General features: G+C 60.5%; 26 protein-coding genes and 1 tRNA gene. 17 read left to right on the forward strand and 10 right to left on the reverse strand.

The window, feature by feature from the left end; genetic code table 11:
• Positions 1-44: 44 nt before the first annotated feature.
• Positions 45-758, forward strand: a complete 714-nt coding sequence (locus tag V7Z56_RS04135) for a Crp/Fnr family transcriptional regulator (RefSeq protein ID WP_334128091.1) — start codon at positions 45-47, stop codon at positions 756-758.
• 58 nt (positions 759-816) lie between these two features.
• On the opposite strand, the gene V7Z56_RS04140 is transcribed toward V7Z56_RS04135, so the two are convergent.
• Positions 817-1,149 carry a DUF4357 domain-containing protein gene (locus V7Z56_RS04140; RefSeq protein ID WP_334128092.1) on the reverse strand — a complete coding sequence of 111 codons (333 nt, stop codon included), beginning with the start codon at positions 1,147-1,149 and terminating at the stop codon, positions 817-819.
• Positions 1,150-1,383: 234 nt separating this feature from the next.
• On the opposite strand from V7Z56_RS04140, the gene V7Z56_RS04145 reads away from it, so the two are divergent.
• Positions 1,384-2,049 carry a hypothetical protein gene (locus tag V7Z56_RS04145; RefSeq protein ID WP_334128093.1) on the forward strand — a complete coding sequence of 222 codons (666 nt, stop codon included), beginning with the start codon at positions 1,384-1,386 and terminating at the stop codon, positions 2,047-2,049.
• A gap of 97 nt (positions 2,050-2,146) precedes the next feature.
• Here V7Z56_RS04145 and V7Z56_RS04150 read toward each other — a convergent pair.
• The 4 genes from V7Z56_RS04150 to V7Z56_RS04165 form a co-directional block, all read right to left on the reverse strand.
• Positions 2,147-2,221: transfer RNA gene (locus tag V7Z56_RS04150), tRNA-Gln, on the reverse strand.
• A 79-nt stretch (positions 2,222-2,300) separates the two neighbouring features.
• Positions 2,301-3,161, reverse strand: a complete 861-nt coding sequence (locus V7Z56_RS04155) for a 4-(cytidine 5'-diphospho)-2-C-methyl-D-erythritol kinase (RefSeq protein WP_334128094.1) — start codon at positions 3,159-3,161, stop codon at positions 2,301-2,303.
• A gap of 15 nt (positions 3,162-3,176) precedes the next feature.
• The gene (locus V7Z56_RS04160) at positions 3,177-4,919 is read right to left on the reverse strand and encodes a tetratricopeptide repeat protein (RefSeq protein ID WP_334128095.1); all 1,743 of its coding nucleotides are present in this window, start codon (positions 4,917-4,919) and stop codon (positions 3,177-3,179) included.
• A 135-nt stretch (positions 4,920-5,054) separates the two neighbouring features.
• Positions 5,055-6,704: an electron transfer flavoprotein-ubiquinone oxidoreductase gene (locus V7Z56_RS04165; protein ID WP_334128096.1), complete on the reverse strand. Its 1,650-nt coding sequence runs from the start codon at positions 6,702-6,704 to the stop codon at positions 5,055-5,057.
• Positions 6,705-7,005: 301 nt separating this feature from the next.
• Between V7Z56_RS04165 and V7Z56_RS04170 the strand changes: the two genes are divergently transcribed.
• From V7Z56_RS04170 to moaB, 3 genes are all read left to right on the forward strand, one after another.
• On the forward strand, positions 7,006-7,827 hold the full coding sequence (locus V7Z56_RS04170; protein WP_334128097.1) for a uracil-DNA glycosylase: 822 nt from the start codon (positions 7,006-7,008) through the stop codon (positions 7,825-7,827).
• Between the two features lie 61 nt (positions 7,828-7,888).
• The gene (locus V7Z56_RS04175; protein ID WP_334128098.1) at positions 7,889-9,664 is read left to right on the forward strand and encodes a lytic transglycosylase domain-containing protein; all 1,776 of its coding nucleotides are present in this window, start codon (positions 7,889-7,891) and stop codon (positions 9,662-9,664) included.
• Positions 9,651-10,199 carry a molybdenum cofactor biosynthesis protein B gene (gene moaB, locus V7Z56_RS04180; protein ID WP_334128099.1) on the forward strand — a complete coding sequence of 183 codons (549 nt, stop codon included), beginning with the start codon at positions 9,651-9,653 and terminating at the stop codon, positions 10,197-10,199. The genes V7Z56_RS04175 and moaB overlap by 14 nt, the downstream gene beginning before the upstream one ends.
• 54 nt (positions 10,200-10,253) lie before the next feature.
• On the opposite strand, the gene V7Z56_RS04185 is transcribed toward moaB, so the two are convergent.
• The gene (locus tag V7Z56_RS04185) at positions 10,254-10,916 is read right to left on the reverse strand and encodes a hypothetical protein (RefSeq protein WP_334128100.1); all 663 of its coding nucleotides are present in this window, start codon (positions 10,914-10,916) and stop codon (positions 10,254-10,256) included.
• A gap of 120 nt (positions 10,917-11,036) precedes the next feature.
• On the opposite strand from V7Z56_RS04185, the gene V7Z56_RS04190 reads away from it, so the two are divergent.
• The 4 genes from V7Z56_RS04190 (at position 11,037) to V7Z56_RS04205 (ending at position 14,417) form a co-directional block, all read left to right on the forward strand.
• Entirely contained in the window at positions 11,037-12,131 is a 1,095-nt protein-coding gene (locus tag V7Z56_RS04190; protein ID WP_334128101.1) for a PA0069 family radical SAM protein, read from the forward strand.
• 25 nt (positions 12,132-12,156) lie between these two features.
• Positions 12,157-12,807, forward strand: coding sequence for a ribonuclease HII (locus V7Z56_RS04195; RefSeq protein ID WP_334128102.1), 651 nt, complete (start codon positions 12,157-12,159; stop codon positions 12,805-12,807).
• 74 nt (positions 12,808-12,881) lie between these two features.
• Positions 12,882-13,964 (forward strand): site-specific DNA-methyltransferase, encoded by a 1,083-nt coding sequence (locus V7Z56_RS04200; protein WP_334128103.1) that lies wholly within the window; start codon positions 12,882-12,884, stop codon positions 13,962-13,964.
• Positions 13,965-14,000: 36 nt separating this feature from the next.
• Positions 14,001-14,417 carry an EF-hand domain-containing protein gene (locus V7Z56_RS04205; protein WP_334128104.1) on the forward strand — a complete coding sequence of 139 codons (417 nt, stop codon included), beginning with the start codon at positions 14,001-14,003 and terminating at the stop codon, positions 14,415-14,417.
• Here V7Z56_RS04205 and mutY read toward each other — a convergent pair.
• Positions 14,414-15,514, reverse strand: a complete 1,101-nt coding sequence (mutY, locus tag V7Z56_RS04210; RefSeq protein WP_334128105.1) for an A/G-specific adenine glycosylase — start codon at positions 15,512-15,514, stop codon at positions 14,414-14,416. The genes V7Z56_RS04205 and mutY overlap by 4 nt on opposite strands.
• A gap of 68 nt (positions 15,515-15,582) precedes the next feature.
• Here mutY and V7Z56_RS04215 point away from each other — a divergent pair, with 68 nt between their 5' ends.
• From V7Z56_RS04215 to V7Z56_RS04250, 8 genes are all read left to right on the forward strand, one after another.
• On the forward strand, positions 15,583-16,077 hold the full coding sequence (locus tag V7Z56_RS04215; RefSeq protein ID WP_334128106.1) for a DUF721 domain-containing protein: 495 nt from the start codon (positions 15,583-15,585) through the stop codon (positions 16,075-16,077).
• 134 nt (positions 16,078-16,211) lie between these two features.
• Positions 16,212-16,838: a DsbA family protein gene (locus V7Z56_RS04220; RefSeq protein ID WP_334128107.1), complete on the forward strand. Its 627-nt coding sequence runs from the start codon at positions 16,212-16,214 to the stop codon at positions 16,836-16,838.
• Positions 16,839-16,859: 21 nt separating this feature from the next.
• Positions 16,860-20,321, forward strand: coding sequence for a chromosome segregation protein SMC (gene smc, locus V7Z56_RS04225; RefSeq protein WP_334128108.1), 3,462 nt, complete (start codon positions 16,860-16,862; stop codon positions 20,319-20,321).
• Positions 20,322-20,477: 156 nt separating this feature from the next.
• Positions 20,478-20,801 carry an AtpZ/AtpI family protein gene (locus tag V7Z56_RS04230; RefSeq protein WP_334128109.1) on the forward strand — a complete coding sequence of 108 codons (324 nt, stop codon included), beginning with the start codon at positions 20,478-20,480 and terminating at the stop codon, positions 20,799-20,801.
• Between the two features lie 54 nt (positions 20,802-20,855).
• On the forward strand, positions 20,856-21,593 hold the full coding sequence (locus tag V7Z56_RS04235) for a F0F1 ATP synthase subunit A (RefSeq protein ID WP_334128110.1): 738 nt from the start codon (positions 20,856-20,858) through the stop codon (positions 21,591-21,593).
• 53 nt (positions 21,594-21,646) lie between these two features.
• Entirely contained in the window at positions 21,647-21,871 is a 225-nt protein-coding gene (locus V7Z56_RS04240; RefSeq protein WP_334128111.1) for a F0F1 ATP synthase subunit C, read from the forward strand.
• A gap of 54 nt (positions 21,872-21,925) precedes the next feature.
• Positions 21,926-22,417, forward strand: coding sequence for a F0F1 ATP synthase subunit B family protein (locus V7Z56_RS04245; RefSeq protein WP_334128112.1), 492 nt, complete (start codon positions 21,926-21,928; stop codon positions 22,415-22,417).
• Positions 22,417-22,902: a F0F1 ATP synthase subunit B family protein gene (locus V7Z56_RS04250; RefSeq protein ID WP_334128113.1), complete on the forward strand. Its 486-nt coding sequence runs from the start codon at positions 22,417-22,419 to the stop codon at positions 22,900-22,902. Before V7Z56_RS04245 ends, V7Z56_RS04250 begins: the two co-directional genes overlap by 1 nt.
• Positions 22,903-23,037: 135 nt before the next feature.
• On the opposite strand, the gene gcvPB is transcribed toward V7Z56_RS04250, so the two are convergent.
• Genes gcvPB through gcvH form a run of 3 tightly spaced genes read right to left on the reverse strand, consistent with a single transcriptional unit; the run spans position 23,038 to position 26,323 of the window.
• On the reverse strand, positions 23,038-24,606 hold the full coding sequence (gene gcvPB, locus V7Z56_RS04255) for an aminomethyl-transferring glycine dehydrogenase subunit GcvPB (protein ID WP_334128114.1): 1,569 nt from the start codon (positions 24,604-24,606) through the stop codon (positions 23,038-23,040).
• Positions 24,606-25,949, reverse strand: a complete 1,344-nt coding sequence (gcvPA, locus tag V7Z56_RS04260) for an aminomethyl-transferring glycine dehydrogenase subunit GcvPA (protein ID WP_443023745.1) — start codon at positions 25,947-25,949, stop codon at positions 24,606-24,608. Before gcvPA ends, gcvPB begins: the two co-directional genes overlap by 1 nt.
• A complete protein-coding gene (gene gcvH / locus V7Z56_RS04265) occupies positions 25,946-26,323 on the reverse strand; it encodes a glycine cleavage system protein GcvH (RefSeq protein ID WP_334128116.1) in 378 nt (125 codons plus the stop codon). The genes gcvPA and gcvH overlap by 4 nt, the downstream gene beginning before the upstream one ends.
• Positions 26,324-26,343: the final 20 nt, after the last annotated feature.

Consider the following 26,343-nt stretch of genomic DNA (forward strand, 5'->3'; position numbering starts at 1 on the left):
CTATCGGATGAACGCCGCGCGCTCTTTGTGATATAACAAACAGCATGAACAAATTTCACGCCCGCCTCGACCTCTCGCTGATCTCCGATCTGCCGCCGTTTCGTGACCTCGCGGGCAAGGATCTGGCCGCGCTCGTCGCCATGGCGATGCCGCGACACTATAGCGAAGGCGCATCGGTCTTCCGTCAGGGCGAGGCGGCGCATTCCTTCTTCCTGCTGCTCGACGGGGTTATCCGTGTCGTGAAAATCACGCCCGCCGGCGAGCAGGTCATCGCGCGCTATATCCCGAGCGGACAGCTTTTTGGCATCGCGCAGGCGCTTCGCCTTGACGCCTACCCCGCAAACGCCATTGCCGCGATCGACTGCCTCGCGCTTGCCTGGCCGGGATCGGCGTGGACGGCGATCGTCGAGCGCTTCCCGCCGTTCGCCGCCAGCACCTATCAGACGGTCGGCCTTCGCCTTCAGGAAACGCAGGATCAGCTTGTGGAGCTCGCGACCAAGCGGGTCGGACAGCGCGTCGCGGGTGCGCTTCTCCGGCTGGGTAACGATACTGGCAGACGCACCCCCGACGGCATTCAGATCACCGTCCCCCTCTCGCGCCAGGACGTCGCCGAAATGGCCGGCACGACGCTCCACACCGTCTCCCGCCTGCTGAGCCGATGGGAAGAGAACGGCATCGTCAGAAGCAGCCGGTTGAGCGTCGTGATTAAAGATGCGTCCGCGCTTGCAAAAATCGCCGACGCCGAGCGCGAAATCTAACTGCCGCGGGAAAATATTCTCAAGCTAAGAAGGGATGAGAGGGGATACCACTCATTCACTACGCTCCGCCCGCCAGGACTACCTTGAGCGTCTTGTCATCACGCGACCTTCGCCAGCTTTGGGGGCCACTGCAATTGCCATCCTTGACGATACCCCCGGCCTGACTGGAACTGTTGAATTCGTGATCGCGCGAAAAACGATACAAGCCCGGGTCAGCGTCCGGAACAAGAACACCCAGACGAACCAGACGGTCACGCTCCTCGCGGTCGCGCTTCACAAGAGGGGATCCTTCCCGCATCGCCGTCGAGCCTTCGCGGACAAGGAAGCCGCTCGCCACGGGGCGGCCATAGGCTCTGGCCTTCTGCGGACACATTTCAAACCACTCAGTCATGTATTTCCTCCCTCCGTACTTGCGACACCCGCACCCCGAGAAAATCACCTCGACAGAGCGCAACTTGATGAATAGCTTATAATGGTGGCGATTTCCAGCAAAGAGGTCAAATGTCTTTCTCCAAGGCTCAGTATCTGCTTCGTCGCGCCGGGACGGCCACTTCGCAGCGTAGAGGCAGCCTTGAGGGCATCTGCGCCAAGTTGCTTTGATGGAGTTGTCAGAGGGGGATTGGGAGTGAAGGATATTCTCGACCACACGGCGTTGAAAGCCAAGCAGCGCGCCATTCGCGGCGACTTTCCTGAAACCATGGGTTTGCGTGTGCATCGTGCCATCAGCTGGATTGGACGCGCCGAGAAGTGCTGCGACGATGATGACGCCCGCTTCATCTTTCTCTGGATCGCGTTCAATGCCGCCTACGCAGATGAGCGGGAGTTCCAGTCGCTGACGCCCAGTGAACGTGCCACTTTTCTCGGCTATTTCGACAGGCTGGTGGCGCGCGACGAAGGTCGCCGGATCTACAACGCGTTGTGGCAGCGCTTCTCGGGACCGGTGCGAATGCTGATGGATAATCGCTACGTCTTCAATCCGTTCTGGCAACACCATAACGGGATCGCGGGCTTCGAGGACTGGGAGGAGAAGCACAGGGCATCGTCACGGAGCTTCGCGCAGGCATTCCAGGCGGGCGACAGCGTCCGCGTTCTAAGTTTTGTTTTTGACAGGCTTTATGTGCTGCGCAACCAGATCGTCCACGGCGGGTCAACCTGGAACAGCGGGGTCAACCGGGCGCAGGTGCGCGACGGTGCTTCAATTTTGTCCGTCCTGATGCCGGTTTTCGTGGACTTGATGATGGACAATCCAACGGACGATTGGGGACGGCCGTTCTACCCGGTGATTGAGTAAGAGCAGCAGTCGATCTATGCCGCGCGTTATCTCCGCGGCAACGTCGCGCCGGTAGCGGAGTATGGTTGATGATATTGGATTTGGGGAAATGAGGTTCTGGCTGGGGTGGCAGGATTCGAACCTGCGCATGACGGGATCAAAACCCGTTGCCTTACCGCTTGGCGACACCCCAAAGAGGAGCCTCTTTCTATCGAAAGGGCCCGTCAATCTCAAGCCAAATTTTGTAAAAATGCCGCCGGCTGAAGGCGGGGTCACGCGCCGCCTTGAAGCCGTGTGGCCCGGGTCCACCAGCCGGGATGGCGGGCGGTGAGCGTCACGGCTGCATCGCGCGCCGCCCCGGCCGTCGCGAACAGGCCGAAAACAGTGGCGCCGCTGCCGCTCATCCGGGCAAGGCGACAGCCCGCGAGGGCGGAAACCGCCGCGATCGCATCGGCAATCATGGGCTCGATTTCCATTGCTGGCCGCTCGAGATCATTGCGCGTCGCACCGAGAAAAGCGGCAAGATCAACCCCGCCGGCCATGTCGCTGGAACGCACGGCAGGGCGGGCTTCGATGCGCGGGAGACGGCGAAACACCTCCGCCGTCGAAACCTTTATATTGCAATTAACCAGTATAATGTGATTTAATTCGAAACCCGGGATTTCCTCGAGTTGCTCGCCTATTCCCCGCATCATCGCGGGCTTGCCAAGCAGGCAAACCGGAACATCTGCGCCGACCGAGAGCCCGATTTCGGCGAGCCGCTCCGGCGCGAGTTTGAGGTTCCAGGCGCGGTTCAGCAGCTTCAGTGTCGTCGCCGCATCGGACGAGCCGCCGCCGATACCCGAAGCGACCGGCAGGTTTTTCACAAGATGAATATGCGCGCCGTGACGGACCCCCGCCGCGCGGCGAAGCTGCTCCGCCGCCTTCCAGACCAGATTATCGGGCCCGGTATCGGTCTCGGACGCGAAGGGGCCGGACATTTCGAGGGTAAGATTATCGGCAGGGGCGACGGAAATCCTGTCCCCGTAGGCCGCAAAGGCAACAAGGCTTTCAAGCAGATGATAGCCATCCGCACGTTTCCCCGTGACATGCAGGAAGAGATTGATTTTCGCGGGCGCGAGGGCGTCGATCATGCGCGGCCGACCCGGTTACTTCTCGGCCTTCGGCGCATCCCGCAGGCCATGTTTCAGCTTGTCCTCAATCACCGGGATCTGGTCTGCGGTCGGCTCAAGCCAGAGCGCCCGCTGCCACTGATAGCGCGCCTCCTCCCGCCGCCCGACGCGCCAGTAGGCATCGGCGAGATGATCGGTGATGGTCGGATCCGCCGCCTCGAGCGAGACCGCCTTCTCAAGCTGGATCACCGCATTGTCATATTCGCCAAGCCGGTAATAGAGCCAACCGAGGCTGTCGACAATATACCCGTCCCGTGGCCGCAGTGAGACGGCTTTGATCAGCATCTCCCGCGCCCGGTCGAGATTTTCATTCCTGTCAACCCACGAATAGGCGAGATAATTGAGAACCTGCGGATGATCGGGACGCAGTTCGAGCGAGCGGATCAGATCCTTCTCGGCGAGCGGCCACTGACGCGACTGTTCATAGGCGACGCCCCGCGCATAAAAGAGCGACCAGTGGCGCGGCTCGAGAACGTCGATACGGTCGATGGCCCGGCCGTATTCGTCGGCTGCCTGCGCCCAGGCCTTGCTGTCGCGGCTGACATCGGCAAGCACCACCAGCGCCTCAATATTATCGGGGTCGGCCGCGGCGACCGCCTCAAGACGCGCGCGCGCTTCCTCCTCGCGCCCGAGTTTGTAGGCGGCCCAGGCGGCGCGGATTTCCGCATTGCGGCCATAGGGCGACTCAGGGTGCACGCTGCTGTAGAGATCAAAGGCTTCCTGCCAGTTGCCGCGATCCTCCGCCGTCTCCGCGAGCAGCATCCGCGCCATCGGAAGGCCCGGCTCAAGCCGAAGAGCGAAATGAATATAGGTGGCGGCAACGCCGATTGCCCGCTCCTGCCCGATGATCGACGCGGCGCTGTAAAGCGCTTCGGCCGCGCCCGAGCGGGCATCAGTCACCACCGGATCGAGCGGCTGTCCGGCGGCAAGCTTGTCATGCTCGGCTTGGATGATCGGGCTCATGGGAGACTGATCGAGATAGGCATCAAAGAGCGGGCCAATCATGTCCCGCCGCCCGGTTCTGTCGAGAAAAGCGCCATAGGACTGGACGAGCCGCGCAGTCCGCCCCGACGGTCCGGCGAGCGCCTCGGAATATTTCTGATCGGCAAGCACTGTGTTTCCGGAGACGTCGGCCAGCAGCGCCGACTGATATTCCTTGAGCGCCTCGAAACCATTGTAGCGATCGAGCGCATCGAGCTCGTCAAAGGCGGCATCGGCGCCTTCAAGAGCGAGCCGCACCCAGGACATGAGCAGTGGTTTCAGAAGCACGTTGAAGCCGTTGTCCCCCGTCTGCGCAAGATAGTCACCGGCGACGGTGAAGTCATCCCGGGCAAGCGCATCAATCGCAAGGACAAGCGAGGCCGCAGAATTCTCCTCATTGCCGGCAAGGGCCTGCGGGGCAAGCGCGACCGCACGGTCGATATCGCCCTTGGCAAGCGCCGCCTGCAAGGCCATGCCGACCAGAACGGCATCGGTGCTGCCCTTTTCGAGCGCATCTTCGAAATAGTCGAGAGCGACGGATGCTTCCTGCTCGCGCAGCGCCTCGCGGCCGGCCAGATACTCACCGAACGTGGAGGATGGAAGGACGTCGACCTTGCCGCCTGCATCCTGGAAAATATCCGGCAGATTGCCCTGCCCGTTCGACGCGCCGTTCGCCGCGCAGGCGCCAAGCAGGACGGTCAAAATAACACCACTGACAACAGTTTTATACTTTTTCACGCCTGCACCCGTCATTCCTGCGCACTCATCCGCCCCATGGCCCACCCTAACGGTCGACCGGGGGACGCCCATCTCTCCAATGTAGGGCGGCCCCGGACGGCATGAAACAATTTATCTGCGCTTGGGAACGATTTTCTACATATTGGGATAATTCGGCCCGCCGCCGCCTTCGGGGACGACCCAGTTGATATTCTGCGTCGGGTCCTTGATATCGCATGTCTTGCAATGGACGCAGTTCTGGGCATTGATCTGCAGACGCGGGTTGGAGCCGTCATCATCGGTCAGGAACTCATAGACGCCGGCCGGGCAGAAGCGCTGCTCGGGCCCGGCATATTCATTATAGTTGACCGTCACGGGAACACTGTCGTTCTTCAGCGTCAGATGAACGGGCTGATCCTCTTCATGGTTGGTGTTGGAGAGGAAGACAGAGGACAGTTTATCGAACGTATAAACACCGTCATACTTCGGATATTCGATCTTCTTGCAATCCTTGGCCTTTTTCAGTTGGTCATGATCGGAGTGGTTCTTCAGTGTCCAGGGAGCCTTGCCGCGGAAGATCTTGAGATCGAGCCCGGTATAAAGCGTGCCGCCGAGCAGGCCCCAGCGGAAGGACGGACGGCTGTTGCGTACGCGGTAAAGCTCATCATAGACCCAGGAATTGCGGTAGCGCTCAGGATAGCCCTCCAGCACTTTCGCGGGCGCCTCGGCATTTTCTTTCAGCTGATCGATGATCGCTTCGGCGGCCATCATGCCCGATTTCATGGCGGTGTGGCTGCCTTTGATCTTCGGCACGTTCAGGAAACCGGCGGTACAGCCGATCAGCGCGCCGCCCGGGAAGACCAATTCCGGCACCGACTGGAAGCCGCCTTCGTTGATGGCGCGCGCGCCGTAGGAGATGCGCTTGCCGCCGGCCAGCATGTCCTTCATCATCGGATGCGTCTTGAAGCGCTGGAATTCATCATAGGGCGACAGATACGGGTTCTTGTAGTCAAGCGCGACGACGAAGCCGACATAGGCCTGGTTGTTCTCGATGTGATAGACGAAGGAGCCGCCATAGGTGTTGCTGTCGAGCGGCCAGCCGAAGCTGTGGAAGATCTGCCCTTCATGATGCTTTGCGGGATCGAGCTCCCACAGTTCCTTGATGCCGATACCGAACGTCTGCGGATCGCAATTTTCACGGAGGCCAAATTTTTCAAACAGGCCCTTGGTCAGCGAGCCGCGTACCCCTTCTGCGAAGAGCGTGTATTTTGCATGCAGTTCCATGCCCGGCTGGTAGGAACTTTTCTTCTCGCCGTCCCGGCCGACGCCCATGTCGCCGGTCGCAACGCCCTTAACGCTGCCGTCCTCGTTATAGAGGACTTCGGCACCCGCGAAGCCGGGATAGACCTCAACGCCGAGGGCCTCCGCCTGCTCGGCCAGCCAGCGGCAAAGGTTGCCAAGGCTGATGATGTAGTTGCCGTGGTTATGGAGCTGCTTGGGGAGCAGGAAATTCGGGAAGCGAAGCTCGTTCGATTCCGTCATGAAGAAGAATTTTTCCGTCTTCACCGGCACGTTGAGAGGAGCGCCCTTCTCTTTCCAGTCGGGGATCAGCTCATCGAGCGCCCGGGTCTCAAAGACGTTTCCGGAAAGGATGTGTGCGCCGATCTCGGAGCCTTTTTCAATGACGCAGACCGAGACATCGAGCCCCGCCTCTTCGCTGAGCTGGCGCAGTTTTATTGCTGCCGACAAGCCTGCGGGACCGCCGCCGACGATGACGACATCAAACTCCATAGATTCGCGTTCCATCACAACCTCTCTCACTCTTCCGGCCGATTTGTTGCCGTTGTTTATTCTGGACCGGCTATTCCGCGAACGCGGCGCCTGTCGTAATGTCCGGGTTTCTCAAGCTCTTTTATTGTGCATCATTTCCGATTGCAAAGGATTTTGCCCGATTTACGCCCTTCAGACAGTGGAAATGGCCATCCGAGACGACGGCATCGCATCAATTTCCGGTGAAACTAACATATCAGATTAGAAAAGTTCCAGAAATTCTCATCGCCGGACGCTTCTCGAAACGCAGATGATGCTGTTATGATACGGTATGAATATGGATATCGACAGAGAAAGCCTGCTCCGCTTCTACCTCGAAGCGGGGGTTGACGAAGCGATCGGCGATACACCGGTCAATCGCCTCGCGCCGCCCGCAGCGCCGGAAGCCACTAACGCACGCGCAGGTGAAACGCGGCACAAACCAGTGGCGCCTTCGCCCTTGCGCGCACCGCGCCGCGCGCCCGCCGATGCGGCTCGCCCGCTGCATATCCCGCCGCTGCTTGATGCGGTCGAGGCGGCGCGGAAAGCAGCAAGTGCCTGCACGACGCCCGAGGAGCTGCGCGCCGCGCTTGAGGCGTTCGACTATTGCGCGCTCAAAAAATCGGCGCATCACACGGTTTTCGCCAAAGGAGATCCCGCCGCGCCCGTGATGATTATCGATCGCCAGCCGTCGGATGCGGAGGACAGAAGCGGCATGCCCTTTGCCGGCGCGGCGGGAGAATTGCTCGAGAATATGCTCGCTGCCATAAATCTCGCGCCCACGGACGCGTATCTCGCGAGTGCGATTCCCTGGCGTCCCCCCGGAATGCGTGAACTGACGCATGAGGAAAAAGCGCTCTGCCTTCCCTTCATTCAGCGCCATATCGAGATCGTCAAGCCAAGGCATATCCTTGCCTGCGGCGAAGCGGCGGGCTATCTGCTTGGTGTCAGGACCGGCATCAACAAGTTGCGCGGGGAATGGAAAGATTTGCAAATCGGGGAAGTTCAGGCAAGAATACTGCCTGTGTTTCATCCTGCCTTTCTGATCACTCAGCCGGCGTTGAAGAAGTTTGCCTGGGCGGATCTGCTGAAATTGAAGGCGGCGCTGGAGGACGAGTAACCTGTTTTCATGCAGATTAGCCATCCTCGGCAATCTCTCATCTAACGTATGGCGTCCGGTAATGACTGACCGTTTCAGAATTTCCATCATTCTGGCGATCCTGGCCTCTGTTATGCTGGGTTCCTTGCAGCTCGCCATTGCGGACAGGATCCCCGCCGTCCTCTCGGCCGCCGATGTCGCGCGCTACCGGTCGATTTTTGATCATCAGTCGCGCGGCGAATGGGCAAGGGCCGACAAGCTGATCGCCGCTCTGCAGGACGATATTCTTCTCGGGCACGTCAAGTTCCAGCGCTATATGCATCCGACCGCCTACACCGCGCGATATGAAGAACTCCATCTCTGGATGAAGGCCTATGCCGACCATCCGGATGCCGAGCGTCTCTACAAGCTCGCCGAAAGCCGCCGCGAACGGGGCTGGAAACCTCTGCCAGAGCCGGTTCACGGGCAATATCTCGGCGGCAGCGGCTCGGGCCAGCCGGCCTATATCTCCCGCCCCTATAAGAGTGAGAGAAAGCGCAGCCCCAAGGAGAGTAACGACGTCGAGCATGTCAGGCGCGTCATCAACCGCTTTATCCAGAACGACCAGCCGACGAAGGCCGCCGAGTATCTCGCGCAAGACAAAATCGTCCGGCTTCTCGACCAGGTTGAAATTGACCAGCTTCGGGAAAAAATCGCCCAGAGCTACTTCCTGAATGCCCGCGATGACAAGGCCATCGAATTTGCCGAGGCGGCGCTTCGCAAATCGCGCGACTATGTTCCGCTCGCGGACTGGACGGCCGGGCTCGCTGCGTGGCGAAGCGGCGACATCGCACGGGCCGCGAGGCATTTCGTCGCGCTCAGCGAGGCGACGCCCCTTTCCGACTGGAATTTCACGGCCGCAAGCTGGTGGGCCTCACGCGCCTATCTCAAGCTCGGCGCGCCCGACAAGGCGCAATATTATCTCGAACGCACGGCGACCCATCCCCGGACATTCTACGGCCTGCTCGCCCTGCGCCAGCTTGGCATTGAAAATCCCTTCAATTGGGACCTGCCGGAGCTGAAAGCGACCGAAGTTGCTTTCCTGATGAAAATTCCGGCGGTCAAGCGGGCCGTCGCGCTTTCCGAGGTTGGCGAATATGATCTCGCCTCCACCGAGCTTCGCAGCATCTTCCTGAACGCTGATGAAGATCTCGCGCCGCAACTCGTCACGCTGTCGGAACGGATCGGCGCCCCGTCCGTCGCCATGCGGATGGGCCTGCATCTGTGGGACACCGAAGACGTCAAGCTGGACGCCGCAATCTATCCGGTGCCGAAATGGAAACCTGAGGAAGGCTTCAAGGTCGACCGGGCGCTGCTTTATGCCTTTATGCGCCAGGAATCGGGCTTCCTCGCGAACGCCCGCAGCGAGGCCGGCGCCTCCGGTCTCATGCAGATCATGCCGGTGACGGCGAGCTATATCTCGGGCGACAAGTCCCTCCGCAACGGCAGGAGCGACAAGCTGCTCGATCCCGCCTTCAACCTCGAGCTCGGCCAGCAATATCTCGCCTATCTGATGAACAACAAGGAAGTCGAGCGCAATCTGTTTCACCTCGCCGCAGCCTATAACGGCGGGCCGGGGAACTTGAAAAAGTGGAAGGCGGCAACGGAGTATGGCGACGACCCGCTTTTCTTTATCGAAGCCTTGCCAAGCCGGGAGACACGCATTTTTATCAAGCGCGTGCTGACGAACTTCTGGATTTACCGCCACCGCATGGAGCAGGATCTGCCGGGCCTCGACCAGATCGCGCGCGGCGAGTGGCCTGAATATCAACCCTTGGATCAACGCGAAAACGAGGTTGCAGACAATGCCGGGAATTGATGCCTCACGCCCCTTTATTCCTGTCCGGATCGCCGTCCTTACGGTCTCCGACACCCGCACGCTTGCCGAGGATACGTCCGGCCAGGCGCTGGTCAACCGGCTTGAAGCCGCCGGACACATCCTTGCCGCGCGCGAGATCGTGCAGGACAGCCTCAGCGCTATTCAGCAGATTGTCGCCGGCTGGCTGATCGATCCCGAAGTCGATGTCGTGATTGCGACGGGCGGCACCGGCGTCACGGGGCGCGATGTTACGCCCGAGGCGTTCGCCGGCCTTTACGAGAAGGAAATTCCGGGCTTCGGTGAGCTGTTCCGGATGCTGAGCTACCAGAAGATCGGCACCTCGACCATCCAGTCACGGGCGAGTGCCGGCGTTGCCCGCGGCACCTATCTTTTCGCCCTCCCCGGCTCCACCGGCGCGGTCAAGGATGCGTGGGATGATATCCTCGTCCATCAGCTCGACTATCGCTACATGCCCTGCAACTTTGTCGAGCTGTTCGACCGTCTCCAGGAACACCAGAGAAGAAGCAAGGGATGACCGGCCCGCGCCGCTCATCCCCCGCTACGTCGCAAGTCTGCCAAACCGCCGCCGCTAGATCGGAATCCAGTATCCGTGCGGATCGAGACAGGAAATCTCGACACGGCTTACCGTGCGGCCGGGCTCGCTCAGCGTCTGGCGATATTCCCGGCAGAGACTGCCGTAGGAGTTGACGCCCTCGCGCAGCACCACGACGCTGCCCGACATGGGCCCGTCATGCCAGCGGCTTACATGCCCGACTGAGGCATCCAACGCAATGTAGATCGCCTGATGGTGATGCTCGATCTGGCGCGCCGACAGGGGCAGCACGATGTTCACGTTAAGAAACGGCCAGTAAAATCCGCGGTAGAGATGCCGGCCCCAGTATCTCGGCGTATGAACATGCTTCACATAGACATATTTCGGCCCGTGATGACGATGGGCGTGCGGCTTCGGCTTCGGGTGATGCTTGTGCGCGCCCCATTTTACCGGCGGCGGCGCATAGCGGTCGCGCCGGTCATGCTTTCCGTGCCATTTATCGGGGGTCTTATGCCTGTTGTGATACACGTCCCGCCGATCGTGATGTTTTCCGTGCGCGTTGCTTTGCTTTCCATATTTAAGATGCTGCCCCACATTCGGGGCATCGCGCCGCCTGTCATCGGCGTTCCCGAGCGAGGGGCCGACGAGGAAGCAGCCAATAAGGGCGATCACAAACGCGAGCTGACCTGTTTTTCTCATTTTTCTTCTCCCCTTTCACATGGAGATATGTATTCAACGCCAAGCCCCGGCAAATCCGTCGATAAACAATCCCCTAAAATTTGTTCTTGATTTGTTCTTATTTTGTGATAGGCTCGCAAGATGCCCGATGATATCGTCCCCATCCGCAAAAATCAGCGTCGCGGCCGCGGAGCGACAAGGAACCCGGATGGGCGGTTCGAGCCGGCATCGAGAGAGCGCATCGACGACGGATGGCAGACGGAACCGGAAGACGGGGAACCTGGGCTTTCAACCACGGTCACCATCGAGCATCCGAAAAGCATCATAAGCCGGAATACCTCCCCCGACCTGCCGTTCGATCGCTCCATCAATCCCTATCGCGGCTGTGAACATGGCTGCATCTACTGCTATGCGCGCCCGACCCATGCCTATATGAATCTCTCGGCCGGACTCGACTTCGAGAGCAGGCTATTCGCCAAGCCGGACGCGGCGGCACTGCTGGAAAAGGAACTGGCGCGCCCCGGGTACCGCTGCGCGCCGATGGCGCTTGGCACCAATACCGATCCCTACCAGCCGATCGAGCGCCGCCTCAGGATTACGCGCGAGGTGATCGGACTGCTCGGCCGCGCCCGCCACCCGTTCACGATCACAACGAAGTCCGACCTTGTGCTGCGTGATATCGATATTCTCGCTCCGCTCGCGAAAGACAATCTCGTCGCCGTCGGCATTTCGGTAACCAGCCTTGACCGCCGCCTTGCCCGGCTGATGGAGCCTCGGGCAAGCGCCCCCTACAAACGTCTCGCCGCGATCGAGGCGCTCGCCGCGGCCGGGATCCGCACCTTCGTGCAGGCCTCTCCCATGATCCCCGGCCTCAATGATCCGGAGCTTGAGGATATTCTGGCCGCCGCGCGGCAGAAGGGGGCCGCGAGCGCGACCTGCATCATCCTTCGCCTGCCGGGCGACGTCGCGGAATTGTTCGAAAGCTGGCTTCACGAGAATTTTCCCGCCCGCGCAGCCAAGGTCATGAGCCTCGTGCGCTCGACGCGCGAGGGGAAAAATTATGATCCGAGGTTCGGCACGCGGATGACCGGAAACGGTCCGTATGCGGAACTCATCCGCAATCGCTTTCGCCTTGCCTGCCAGCGCCTCGGGTTCGAGCGCGAGGGGAAATATAACCTTCGCTCCGATCTTTTCACCCCGCCCCGGCAGTCGACGCGACAATTGGATTTATTTTAACGGCGGCACCTGCTAATCAGAGGGAATGAGTGACGTCATTCCCTTGCTGCCTGACCTTTCTTTTGAAGATGCGGAAACGGGCCTGATCGCGGGTGTCGATGAGGCCGGGCGCGGCCCGTTCGCTGGCCCGGTTGTCGCCGCCGCCGTCATCCTCGACCGGCGCAACATTCCCACCGGGATCGCGGACAGCAAGAAAATCCCGCGCGCGAAAAGGGAAATTCTGTTCACGCAGATTATCGAGACGTGCCATGTCGGCACCGGTGAAGCCTCTGTCGAGGAGATCGATCAGCTCAACATTCTGCAGGCGAGCCTGCTCGCCATGCGCCGCGCCGTCGACGCCCTGCCCGGCCGCCCCGATGTCGCGCTGATCGACGGCAATCGCGACCCGAAACTGGGCGTTGCGAGCCGCCTGATCGTCGGCGGGGACGCCCGCTGCCTCTCGATTGCCGCCGCCTCGATAGTTGCAAAAGTGACACGCGATCGGAAAATGTGCGAGCTCGCAGCCGAGTTTCCGCACTATGGATGGGATAAAAACGCTGGCTACGGAACGGCCGAGCACCGCAAGGGCTTGCGACTCTTCGGCGTCACACCACAACATAGACGAAGTTTCGCGCCGATCCGGGCGCTCCTCGATGCAGATCAGGAAGAAGTTCAGGAATCCTCCATAACTTACTGATTCAACAAATATATTGACGTAACGAATCGCGCGAATCACTATAACGGCCTTGGCTAACCAGTGTCGTTTGAGAGATGAAGAACCAGAAACTCCCGCTTGACCGGATCCTGAAAGGCGACTGCATCGAGCTGATGAATTCGCTGCCGGAAAAATCCGTCGATATGATTTTCGCCGACCCGCCCTACAATATGCAGCTCTCCGGAGAGCTGCGCCGCCCCGATGACAGCTTCGTCGACGCGGTCACCGATGACTGGGACCAGTTCGAAAGTTTCGAGGCCTATGATGAGTTTACGCGCAACTGGCTGAACGCTGCGCGTCGTGTCCTGAAGGATAACGGTACTCTCTGGGTTATCGGCTCCTATCACAATATTTTCCGTGTCGGCGCAACCTTGCAGGACCTCGGCTTCTGGATCCTGAACGACGTCATCTGGCGCAAGACGAACCCGATGCCAAACTTTCGCGGCACCCGTTTCACCAATGCGCATGAGACGCTGATCTGGTGCTCGAAAGGACCGGACGCCCGCAACATCACTTTTAACTATGATGCGCTCAAAGTCATGAATGACGATGTGCAAATGCGTTCCGACTGGCATCTGCCGATCTGCAGCGGCGGCGAGCGGCTGAAGGTGGAAGGCGAAAAGGCGCATACAACGCAGAAGCCCGAAGCGCTGCTCTATCGCATCTTGACGGCGGCATCCAACCCGGGCGATGTGGTGCTTGATCCCTTCTTCGGCACCGGGACCACGGGCGCGGTTGCGCGCAAACTCGGCCGCCATTTCATCGGTCTGGAGCGCGAAGAAAAATATATCGCCGTCGCCCTTGACCGGCTGCGTAAGGTTCGCCAGATGTCGGAAAAGGATCTGGAGATCACCCGCGGAAAGCGGCAGGAGCCGCGTATCCCCTTCGGTTCGGTTGTCGAACGCGGCCTTTTGTCGGCAGGTCAGGTGCTGTTTGATGCGCGCAAGCGCTACCGCGCACGGGTGCGGGCCGATGGCAGCCTCGTCGCCTCCGATGTCTCCGGCTCCATCCACAAGGTCGGCGCCCAGCTGCAGGGCGCCAGCAGCTGCAACGGCTGGACCTTCTGGCATTTCGATGTGGAGGGCAAGGCCGTCTCCATCGATGTGCTGCGCCAGCAGGTGCGCGCCGAAATGAACTAGGAGCCTGTCGCTCCGCCATTTGAAAAGGGGGATGTGATGAAGAAAATTATCATGATGCTACTCGCCGGCAGTGGTCTGATGCTCGCCGCGAGCCAGCCTGCCCACTCCTTCGCCGAGGGCCGCTTTCTCGGCATTGACCGCGACGCCGATAACCTCATTTCAATGGAGGAGCTGGTCGCCTACCGCGAACGGCTGTTCAAGGAGTATGACCAGAATGGCGACGGGCAGGTGGAGTTCGAGGAATATGTGCAGGCTCGGCAGCTTCGCTCCGTCACTGCGCCGCCCTATTCCAAGGTGGAAGTGCCCGACGAGTATCGCGAGATGGATGCGAATGGCGATACCATCCTGACGCTCGAAGAAGTCACTGCCGTCGGCGTCACGCGCTTTGAGAAGCTCGACACGAACGGCGATGGCAAAATCTCCAAGGACGAGTTTGTCAGCCCGGGTCTTTAAGGGGCGCCCGCCTCTCGCTCAAGTACGGCGCGCGCGACTTTCCGCATCAGCGTCGGCAACGCATAATCGGCGAATTCACCCGGATGGAGCCATACCCCTTCGCCGTCTGAAAGCGTCTGAGGCCACCGCCCGCCGTGCAGGATGATGGGCTGCAAGAGCAGGTGAAAATGCGTGAAGGTATGTCGCACCGGGGCGGCGAGCCTCAGTACGGGAGAAATATTCCCCTCATTGCCAAGAAAGCCGCGCACCGCCGCCTCCGGCGAAATCGCCGCCTCCTGCCAGTCGCTTGAGGGAAATTCCATCATCCCGCCGAGCAGTCCCGTCTCGGCCCGGCGGCGCAGGAAGACGCGCCCGTCCTCCCGCTGCATCCAGAACACCACCGCCTGACGCGTCGGTTTTTCCTTCCGCGGCGCCTTGACCGGGTAGGCCTCCATATCGCCCGCCCGATATGCGGCGCATAAATCCCGCACCGGGCAAAGGCAGCAGGCCGGATTGCGGGGGGTGCAGATCATCGCGCCGAGATCCATCAGGGCCTGCGCATAATCACCAGCTCGCCGCGTTGGCGTCAGAAAGCCGGCTTCGCGGGTAATTTCCTTTTTTGCGGCCGGCAGCGCCGTCGCGATGCGGAAAAGCCGGCTTATGACCCGCTCGATATTCCCATCGACCACCGTCTCGGGCCGATCGAAGGCAATCGCCGCGATCGCTGCGGCGGTGTATGGCCCGATGCCGGGAAGCGTGAGAAGCGTCGCGTGATCGTCGGGAAACCGGCCATCATGGCGCACGCTCACTTCAATCGCGCATTTATGCAGATTGCGCGCCCGGGCGTAATAGCCAAGCCCGGCCCAGTTGGTCAGAATGTCATCAAGCGGCGCGGCCGCCATATCCTGTACGCGCGGCCAGTTTTTCAGGAATTTCTGAAAATACGGTCCCACTGTCGCGACGGTCGTCTGCTGCAGCATGATCTCGCTCAGCCAGACATGATACGGGTCCGGCGTCACGCCCGGCGGGCTTCGCCACGGCAGCGTACGGGCATGGCGATCATACCAGGCGAGGATCAGGTCGGAAAAAGGCTTTCGATCGGGTAAAGTATTTATCATATTGACTGCCAGTTATGATCAATTACGGTCCATCGGGTCAATGAGAGTTTCACCAGCAGGGGATCACGATGAGACAGGCACGCACGCCGGGACCGAAAGCCATCGCCGCGCTGGTCGGGAAAGCCTCCCGCGCCGCCCTGGTAAAGCGCGGCTTCGCCGAGGCGGACATTCTCAATCACTGGCGCGCGATCGTCGGCCCCAATCTTGCCGACGCCTCGAGCCCGGAACGGCTCGGCTTCTTGCGCCAGAGCAACCGCGAGGCAACGCTTCGCATTCGCGTCGCCCCGGGCTGGGCGCCCGAGTTTCAGCATTTCGAGCCCTTGATCATCGAGCGGGTGAACAGCTACTTCGGCTACCGCGCGGTTGCGCGCCTTCAGCTTATCCAGGCGCCGATCAGCAAGAAGCCGCCGCGCAAGCGCCCGCCGCCTGCCCCGCTCAATACAGCGGAAAAGGAATGGCTTGATGCGAGCCTCGCCGATATTACGGATGCGGAGCTCCGGGCCCGCCTTGCGGCGGTGGGCACCGCTCTCCTGCAGGCAAAGCGGCCAGACAAAATCCCGTGAGAGCCATCGCTTCCCCTTTGTCTGCGGCGGGCAAATAGCGTATTTCCGGGTTGTCCCACCAGATGCAGGAATCATTTGAGGATTGACCAATGAGCGGTTATACTGACACCATATGTAGTATGAAAGATAAAGAATTGACTATTTCCAGGCGACATTTTGTAGCAGCAGGGAGCGCCCTGCCCATCGCAACCCTTGCCGGCGGCCTGCTGAGCCCGCGCACTGCCGCCGCGGCGAAACCGCAAATTCTGCAAAGCGATCATATCCTTGGCCTGCCAACGGCGCCGATAACCATTATTGAATATGCGTCGCTGACCTGCGGTCATTGCGGCAATTTTCACAAGCATACCTTCGGCGAACTGAAGAAGAATTACGTCGACACGGGCAGGGCGAAATTCGTGTATCGCCATTTTCCGCTCGACCGCTATGCGTTCATCGCGGCGATTCTCGCCGAATGCGCCGGCAAGAAGGACAATTTCTTCGGCATGATCGACAGTATTTTTCATCAGCAGGAAGTCTGGGCGCGTCAGCCCGATCCCGCTGTCGCGCTCGTCGAACTCGGCCAGCAGAACGGCGTGACGGTTGAAGAATTCGCGCACTGCCTGACCGATACGGAACTGGTCGACGCCATCGCCTCGGAAAGCCTGATCGGATCGTCACAATTTGACGTGACATCGACGCCGACGATTTTCATTCAGGGCGAAAAATACGAAGGTAACCGGAGCTTCGAGGTAATGGATGAGCTTCTGAAAACTCTCAATTAGCGTGCGTAGTATGGTGAGGCGGTGAAATTTTCCCATTTGCGACTGTCGGGCTTCAAGTCATTTGTTGAACCGACGGAACTGCTGATCAAGGACGGGCTGACGGGCATCGTCGGCCCCAACGGATGCGGCAAATCGAACCTTGTGGAAGCCCTCACCTGGGTCATGGGGGAAACTTCGGCCCGCAACATGCGCGGCGGCGCGATGGATGACGTGATCTTCGCCGGTACTGTCTCCCGCCCCGCCCGCAATGCCGCCGAAGTGACGCTCGGCCTTGATAACCGCAACCGAAAAGCCCCGCCCGCCTATAACGATTCGCCCGAACTCGACATTACGCGCCGGATCCGGCGCGACATCGGCTCCGATTACCGGATCAACGGCAAGGTCGTGCGCGCCCGCGATGTCCAGCTTCTCTTTGCCGATCTCGCCACCGGCGCGCATTCGACGGCCATCGTCAGCCAGGGCCGTGTCGGTGCGCTGATCAATGCAAAGCCGAAGGAGCGGCGCCATCTCCTCGAAGAAGCCGCCGGCATTTCCGGCCTGCATTCACGGCGCCATGAAGCGGAACTCCGGCTCAACTCCGCCGAAGCCAATCTTGAGCGCGTTGACGATGTTATAGAACAGCTTGAAGCGCAACTCGGCAACCTCAAGCGGCAGGCGAGGCAGGCCAATCGCTATCGCAATATCTCCGGCCATATCCGCAAGACCGAGGCGATGCTGCTCTATCGCAAATATGAGCAGGCGCAAGCCAAGGCCGCCGAGGCGCGCGAGAAATATGAGCAGGCTGTCCTCGCCGTCAATGAACTGACGCGTCAGACGGCGGCTGCGGAATCGGCGAGCCTTCGCGCCAATGAGGCCCTGAAGCCGCTTCGCGAGGCCGAGGCCGCCGCCGCGGCCGCAGCGCAGCGGCTGACGCTTGCCCGCGAAAATCTCGATGCTGAAGAAGAACGGGCCAAGCGCATCAAATCGCAGCTTGAAGATCGCCGCCGCCAGATTGCCGGCGACATGCTCCGCGAAAAGGATCTTGAGAAGGATGCTGCGGAGGCGATCGAACGGTTGGAGGCGGAAAAGACCGCCCTTGCCGAAGCGGAAGAGGCAGCCGGGCCGCGCGCCCTCGCCCTGCAAGGCGAGGTAAATGAGAAAGCCGCGGCGCTGAAAGAGCTACAGGCGGCCTTTGATTTGAAAACCGAAAGCGTTGCCACGGAAACCGCCGGGCGCAACAGCCTCACCCAGCAGATCGAGACGGCGACGCAGCAGCTCGACCGGCTGGCCGCGCGGCTTGCCGATGTGGAGCGGGAGAAGGCGGCGCTTGAGGAGAAAATTGGCACGGACGGATCGGAATCTGCCTCGGCCGAAGCGTTAAAGGCCGCCATTGCCGCCTTTGCCGCGCTCAACGCGGCCTGCGATGAAGCCGAGTTTCTCCGCCAGTCAGCCGACGGCGCGGAGCGGGAGGCGCGGGAAAAAGTAAAACTCGCCGAGCGGGATGTAACGGCCCTCGAGGCGGAAGCCCGGACATTGTCGAGCCTTCTCGCAAGCGCGAACCAGGGCGACTGGCCCGGCGTTATCGAGGAGTTGAAGGTCAAAAAAGGCTATGAAATCGCGCTTGGCGCGGCGCTCGGCGATGATCTGGAAGCCCCGGCGAATGAAAGCGCCCCCGCCTCATGGCCGGCAACGCCTGCGGCGATCCCTGCGCAAGGGTTCGCGGACGGGCTTGCAACGCTCGATCAGTTCGTCACCGGCCATGAGGCGCTTAAAGGCCGGCTCAGCCAGATCGCAATCGTCGATGTGACAGATGGCCCCCGGCTTCAGGCGAGCCTGAAACCCGGGCAGCGTCTTGTCAGCCGCACCGGCGATCTCTGGCGCTGGGACGGGTTTGTCTGCCGCGCGGGCGCCAAAACGGCCGCTGCAGCGCGACTTGAGAGCCGCAACCGGCTCGCCGAAGTGACGGCTGAACTCGCCACGAAGCAAAGCCGCCTCGCCAATGTCACGGAAGATCTGAAAGGCTGCTCAAAGCGTCTCACGGAGGCGACGGAAAAGCTGAAGGAGCTGCGCCGCCAGCAGCGCGAACAGGAGCAGGGTCTCAGCAAGCTGCGCGCGGCCAATGCGGAGGAGATCCGCGAGAATGCGGCGCGCCAGTCACGCCTCACCTCGCTCAGCGAGACGGCGGAGGAAATCCGGCGCGAGAGAAGCGAGCTTGCCGCCGAACATGCGGCAAAGCAGAAAATGCTCGCAGAAATGCCGGATCTCAGCGCGCGCCGTGCCGAAATTGACCTGCTGCGAGCAGAGCTGCAGGAAAAGCGGGACGAGCTGGCGGTGCTGCGAAGCGATTCGGACCGCCTGACGCGCGAGGCCGCGAGCCGCCGCGATCGCAAAGCCGCCATCGAGAAGGAAGTTGCCGGCTGGATCGAGCGTAGCCGGAACATGGCCGAGCATTTCGTCCAGCTTGAAATGCGCTTCAAGGATACCGCGGCGGAGCTTGCCGAGATCGACGGCAAGCCCGAGGAAATTGCCACCAGGCGCAACAACCTGATGGACGAGATCGCGCTTGCGGAAGGCCGGCGAAGCAACGCGCGGGACAGGCTTCTGGAGGCCGAATCGGTCCTTGCCGAATGCGACGCCGCGCTCAGGAAATGCCAGGATTCGCTCGCCATCTGCCGCGAGGAACGGGTGCGGCACCAGTCCGACGTCGAGCATATGACGGAAGTCCTGAAGGGGCTTGCCGAGCAGGTTCGCGAGAAGCTGCAATGCGCGCCCGAGCAGATCAAGTCGGCGGGCGGCATCGAGGAAGGCGAGGAAATCCCCTCCACGGAGGACAGCGAGCGGCGGCTAGAACGGCTGAAACGCGAACGCGACAGCATGGGCCCGGTAAACCTGCGCGCCGAAATCGAGGCGGAGGAAGTGCAGGAGCAGCTCACGACGCTGACCAATGAGCGCGAAGACCTGCAGGCGGCCATCGCCCGGTTGCGGCAGGGGATTTCTGCCCTCAACCGTGAGGGGCGGGAGCGCCTGCTGGCCGCTTTTACGAAGGTTGACTCGCATTTCCAGCAGCTCTTCCGCCAGATTTTCGGCGGCGGCCAGGCGCATCTCACCCTTACGGAATCTGACGATCCGCTGTCGGCAGGGCTGGAAATCATGGCAAGCCCGCCCGGCAAGCGGCTGCAACTGATGTCACTGCTGTCGGGCGGGGAGCAGGCGCTGACGGCGGTCGCGCTGTTGTTTGCGGTGTTCCTCACCAACCCCGCCCCCATCTGCGTGCTCGACGAAGTTGATGCGCCGCTCGATGACGTGAACGTCGAGCGCCTCTGCCATCTGCTCGACAGTATCGCCCGCAGCTCCGACACCCGCTTCCTTGTCATCACCCATCATCCGATCACCATGGCGCGCATGGATCGGCTGTTCGGCGTGACCATGGCGGAACGCGGTGTTTCGCAGCTTGTTTCGGTCGATCTCGCAAAAGCGAAAGAGATTACGGAGAGCGCCGCATAAACCCTATTTGCAGCGCAATAACGAATTGTGAACGGCAATATCAGATGTGGCGAAAAAGCGGCGCGTAAGGGCTTGACACCTAGGGGGGCAACCCGTATGTTTCCCGCGCTTTCAATGGGGTGAACAGGCAGGCACAATTTCTGTCGAAGGACGACAATGGGCGCATCTGAACCTCCCTCGAAAGAAGATTTCAAGGCTCGGCTTGAAAAAGCGCGGCAAAAGCAGGAGCAGGCCTCCTGGAGCCGCAGCGAATTGAAGCTTGAGCAATCCGGCGCAGCCGGCAAGGCATGGCGACTATCGGTTGAGATGGTGTCAGCTTTGGCTGTTTGCGGCGGATTTGGCTGGTTGCTCGACAAGTGGTTGGACACAAAGCCATGGTGGATGCTGGTGTTTTTGCTGATTGGCGGCGTCGTGGGCATATATAATGTGTTCAAAGTGGCCAAGCGCATGAACGACAGCGAGAGTGGGAACGGGCAATAGTCTTTGGATTTGTTGCCTGGCGCGGATTAGACAGGTAAAGACAGGAATAGCATCGTGGCGGCAGATCATAGCCCTCTTGCACAATTCGAAATCAAGCGTCTGGTTCCGATGGAAGTAGGCGGGCTTGATGTTTCTTTCACCAACTCTTCGCTGTTCATGGTGCTGGCAATTGCCGTTATCACCCTGTTCCTGACCTGGGCCATGCGGAGCCGGTCTCTGGTTCCGGGGCGGATGCAGTCGATCGCCGAGCTGAGCTACGAGTTCATCGCCGGCATGCTGAAAGACAACGTGGGATCGGAAGGGCGGAAATATTTCCCCTTTATCTTCTCGATCTTCATGTTCGTTCTGCTGTGCAACCTGCTGGGCATGATTCCCTACAGCTTCACCGTCACCAGCCATATCATCGTCACCTTTGCGCTTGCGCTGGTCGTTTTTGTAGCCGTTACCGTCATTGCATTCATTCGACACGGCTTCAAGTTTCTGGGATTTTTCGTGCCCACAGGCGTGCCTGCCATCCTGCTGGTCCTGCTGATCCCGATCGAAATTATCTCGTACTTCGTACGCCCCATCAGCCTCTCGGTCCGACTGTTCGCCAACATGCTCGCCGGTCATACGCTGATGAAAGTTTTTGGCGGGTTCGTGATTTCCCTCGGGATTTTCCTCGGCTGGGTACCGCTCGCCTTTATCGTCGCTCTGACGGGTCTTGAATTTCTGGTCGCATTCCTGCAGGCCTATGTCTTCGCGATCCTGTCGTGCCTCTACCTTAACGATGCAATTCACCTGCATCATTGAGTTGTAACCTCGACTTCAACATTGGTTGTTCTTGATTTAGAAGGAAGAATATTATGGAAGCAGAAGCCGCTAAGTACATCGGTGCAGGCCTTGCAACTATCGCTCTGACGGGTGTGGGTCTTGGTATCGGAAATATCTTCGGTTCCTACATTTCCGGTTCCCTGCGTAACCCGGCAGCCGCTCCGAAAGTTTTCGCAAACGTGCTGCTCGGCTTCGCGTTGACGGAAGCTGTTGCTCTGTTCGCACTGGTTATCGCTTTCCTGATCCTGTTCGGTTAATCAGAAATTTCTCGTTTCTGGGAAAACTGAATCTATAGGATCTAAGGAGCCGGTATGCCGCAATTAAATTTTGCAGACTTCCCGCCGCAGCTCGTATGGCTCGCGATTACTTTCGTCATCCTCTATTTTCTCATGGCGAAAGTCGTAGCACCCGGCATTTCAGAGGTTCTCGAAAGCCGGCAGAACCGTATTACGTCGGATCTGGAAGAGGCAAGGCGGCTGAGCGAGGAAGCGGAACAGGCAAAGGCCGACTATGAAGAGGCCCTTGCCAAAGCCCGCAACGAAGCCCATGGCATCGTTTCCGAACTGAAAGCCGAGGTGGCGAAGGAACAGGAAGCGAGCAAGGCGGAGCTTGATGCAGTTCTTGCGCAGAAAACCAAAGCCGCAGAATCCAGCATCCGCGAAGCCAAGGAAACCGCGCTCGGCCATGTACGCGAAATTGCGGCTGAGGCCGCGAAATCGGCTGTGGCCCGGCTCGTTCCTCTCGATGTCTCGGACAAGGATGTTGATGCGGCTGTCGCTGCCAGCATGAAAGGAGACGCCTGATGTTTCAGGACCCGACATTCTGGGTAGCCATCGCCTTCATCGGCTTTTTCGCGGTGCTCATCTACTACAAGGTCCCGCCGCTGATCGCGAAGCAGCTGGACGCCCGGGCGGAGAAGATCCGCGCCGAACTTGACGAAGCCAAGCGCCTGCGCGAGGAAGCTCAAGTCCTCTATGCCGATTTCCAGCGCCGTCAGCATGAAGCCATGCAAACGGCGGAGGATATTGTCGCCAAGGCCAAGGAAGATGCGGAAATCCTTCGCGCGCAAGGCGTCAAGGAGCTTGAGGCAACGCTGGCACGCCGTCAGGAGCTGGCCGAGCTCAAAATCAGGCAGGCCGAGGAAAAGGCGCTCGCTGAGGTTCAGGCCGTTGCTGTTGATGTGGCAGTTGCCGCTGCTGCGAAGTTGATGCAGGATGGGCTCAAGGGCGACAAGGCCAACGCGCTTATCGACCAGTCCATCGACGACCTGCGCAAGCATCTGAACTGACCTGCGCGTAAGAAAAAGAAAAGCCCCGGTTTCCGGGGCTTTTTTTATTACCCTCTCGCGGGCGGAAAAGAAAAACCCCGCCCGAAGGCGGGGGGGTTGGGTTTGATGATCGCGCGCTCCCGGCGCACTTCCCGTTCAGGACGCGGGGCTTTCCTCTGCTGCCTCCGGGGGCATGTAGCGGAGGATCGGGTTGCGGGCCGCGCCCGTCTCATCAAGACGCCGCCGCGGCGCGAAATAGGGCGCGCCCTGGAAATACTCGACATCTCCCGCTTGCGCCCGTTCCAGCAGGTGACGCATCGCCCCGATGAACTGATCGAGTGTCTCGCGGCTCTCGCTTTCCGTGGGCTCGATCAGCATTGCGCCATGAACGACCAGCGGGAAATACATGGTCATCGGATGATAGCCCTGATCGATCATCGCCTTGGCGAGATCGAGCGTCGTGACACCGGTGCCCTTCAGCGTCGTATCATCGAACAGGGCCTCGTGCATGCAGATACCGTCAAACGGCGCATGCAGCTTGTCGTTCAGCCCGACGCGGATGTAGTTGGCGTTCAGCACCGCATCCTCGGCGATCTGGCGCAGCCCGTCGGCGCCGTGGCTCTGCATATAGGCAAGCGCGCGGATGAACATGCCCATCTGGCCGTGGAAGCCCTTCATGCGGCCGAAACTTGCCGCTGCCAACCCCTCGCGGCTCTCCTGGAGCGCAAAGCCTGCTTCGCCGTGCACGACGTAAGGCACAGGCGCAAAGGGCGCGAGCGCCTCGGAAAGGACGACAGGCCCCGCCCCCGGACCGCCGCCGCCATGCGGCGTTGAGAAGGTCTTGTGCAGGTTGATATGCATCGCATCGACGCCGAGATCGCCAGGCCGCACCCGCCCCAGAATCGCGTTGAGGTTGGCGCCGTCGCAATAGAAATAGCCGCCGACCTCATGGATCATATCGGCAATCTTCTTCACGTCATTCTCAAAGAGACCGCAGGTGTTGGGGTTGGTCAGCATGACACCCGCAACGTCCGGGCCGAGCTTGGCGGCAAAGGCGTCCAGATCCATCCGCCCATCCTTTCGCGCCGGCACGGCATCAACCTTGTAGCCGCAGAGCGCCGCGGTCGCGGGGTTCGTCCCATGCGCCGATTCCGGCACCAGAATACGAAGCCGCGTCTCGCCGTTCGCCTCATGCGCCGCGCGGATCGCCATAACGCCGCAAAGCTCGCCATGCGCCCCTGCTGCCGGCGACATGGCAACCGCCGGCATGCCGGTGATCACCTTCAGCCAGTGCGCAAGGCTGTCGATAAGCTCAAGCGCGCCCTGCACGGTGCTCACAGGCTGCAGCGGATGCAGGTCGCCGAGGCCGGGGAGGCGCGCCACCTTCTCGTTGATGCGCGGATTGTGCTTCATCGTGCAGGAGCCGAGCGGATAGAAGCCGGCGTCAATCGAATAATTCTGCCGGCTGAGGCGCACGAAATGGCGCAGCACCTGCGGCTCGGATAGATCAGGAAGGCCGATCGCCCCGTCCCGCGCGACGTTGCCGAGCCGGCTCCTGACGGGCGCAGGGTCGGCAAGATCAACGCCGACGCGCCCCGGTACGCCCTGCTCGAAAATCAGCGGCGTTTCAAGCTCCAGCGCCCGGTTGCCGGTAAAGGTGTCGGTGACATTCGCCTCGTTATCGGCCGCGACGGGCTGCGTCGGGCGCCCCACTTTATTCAGCATCAGATCGCCTCCTTCAGGGCGTTCACAAAAGCATCCATATCCTCTTCGCTTGCCGTTTCGGTCGCGGCAACCAGCAGAAGATTGGCAAAGGCCGGGTCACCCGGGATCAGGCGCGAAACCGGAACACCGCCGAGGATCCGTTTCTCCGCCAGCGTTTCGACGACGCCCGCCGCGTCCGTCGGCAGGCGCAGCGTAAATTCATTGAAGAAGCTGTCATTGACGATGCTGACGCCCGAAATTCCGTCCAGCTTCTCGGCAAGCGTCACCGCCTTCGCGTGATTGAGCGCCGCGAGGCGGGTAAAGCCCGTTTCACCGAGCAGGCTCATATGAATGGTGAAGGCAAGCGAGCAGAGCCCGGCGTTGGTGCAAATGTTACTGGTCGCCTTCTCACGGCGGATATGCTGCTCGCGCGTCGACAGGGTCAGCACGAAGCCGCGCTTGCCATTCTGGTCAACCGTTTCGCCGCAGAGCCGACCCGGCATCTGCCGCACGTATTTCTGGCGCGTCGCCAAAAGCCCGACATAGGGCCCGCCGAATGAGAGCGGCACGCCGATCGACTGCCCCTCCCCGGCGACGATATCGGCGCCCATCTCCCCCGGAGACTTGACCGCACCAAGCGACACCACCTCATTGACAACGACGACGAGCAGCGCGCCCGCCGCATGGCACTTTTCAGCAAGCGCCGTGAAATCCTCAAGCCGACCGAAAAAGTCGGGATTTTGCACGACAACGCAGGCGACCTCCGGGCCGATATGCGCGGCAAGGTCTTCCGCCCCTGCGGGATTCGCCGGCAGTTCCTCGGCCGCGAATTCGGTGAACTGGAGCGTTGTGCGGGTCACATCGCGGTACTGCGGATGCAGGTTGCCGGAAAGGACCGCCTTTTTCCGCCGCGTCACCCGGCAGGCCATCAGCACGGCCTCCGCGCAGGAGGTTGCACCGTCATACATGGAGGCATTGGCCACCTCCATGCCCGTGATCAGCGCAACCTGCGTCTGAAACTCGAACAGCGCCTGCAGCGTACCCTGGCTGATTTCCGGCTGATAGGGGGTGTAGGAGGTGAGAAACTCCGAGCGCTGGATCAGATGATCGACGACTGCGGGGATATGGTGCTGATAGGCGCCTGCCCCCAGAAAACAGGGAACCTCGCCGGGCGACAGGTTCTTCGCGGCCAGCGCCCGGAAGTTCTTTTCAACCACCATCTCGCTGGCGTGCAGCGGAAGATCAAGCAGGCCGTCAAGGCGCGCTTCCAGAGGGATATCGGTAAACAGATCGTCCACGGAGCTGACGCCAATTTTCGCCAGCATCTCTTTCCGCTCGCCGGCGGTATGGGGCATATATCTCATTCGTCGAGACCTTCAACAAAACTCTTGTAGGCGGCCGCATCCATAAGTTCATCAACCTCCGTTGCGTCACTGATCCTGATTTTGACAAACCAACCGGCGTCCATGGCATCTTCATTGACGAGCGTGGGCGCGCCTTCGAGTTCATCATTGACCTCGATGATCTCGCCGGTGACCGGGGAATAGACTTCCGACGCTGCCTTCACGCTCTCGACCACCGCCAGTTCGTCGCCCTTGGTCACCGTCGTTCCCAGCGAAGGGAGTTCGACATAGACGACGTCACCGAGCTGCCCCTGGGCGTAATCGCTGATCCCGATCGTCGCGATATTGTCTTCCAACAGCACCCACTCATGCTCTTCTGAAAATTTATAGGACATTCACACCCTCCACTGCTGAT

Source organism: Sneathiella sp. (genome assembly GCF_036844445.1).
GTDB lineage: Bacteria > Pseudomonadota > Alphaproteobacteria > Sneathiellales > Sneathiellaceae > Sneathiella.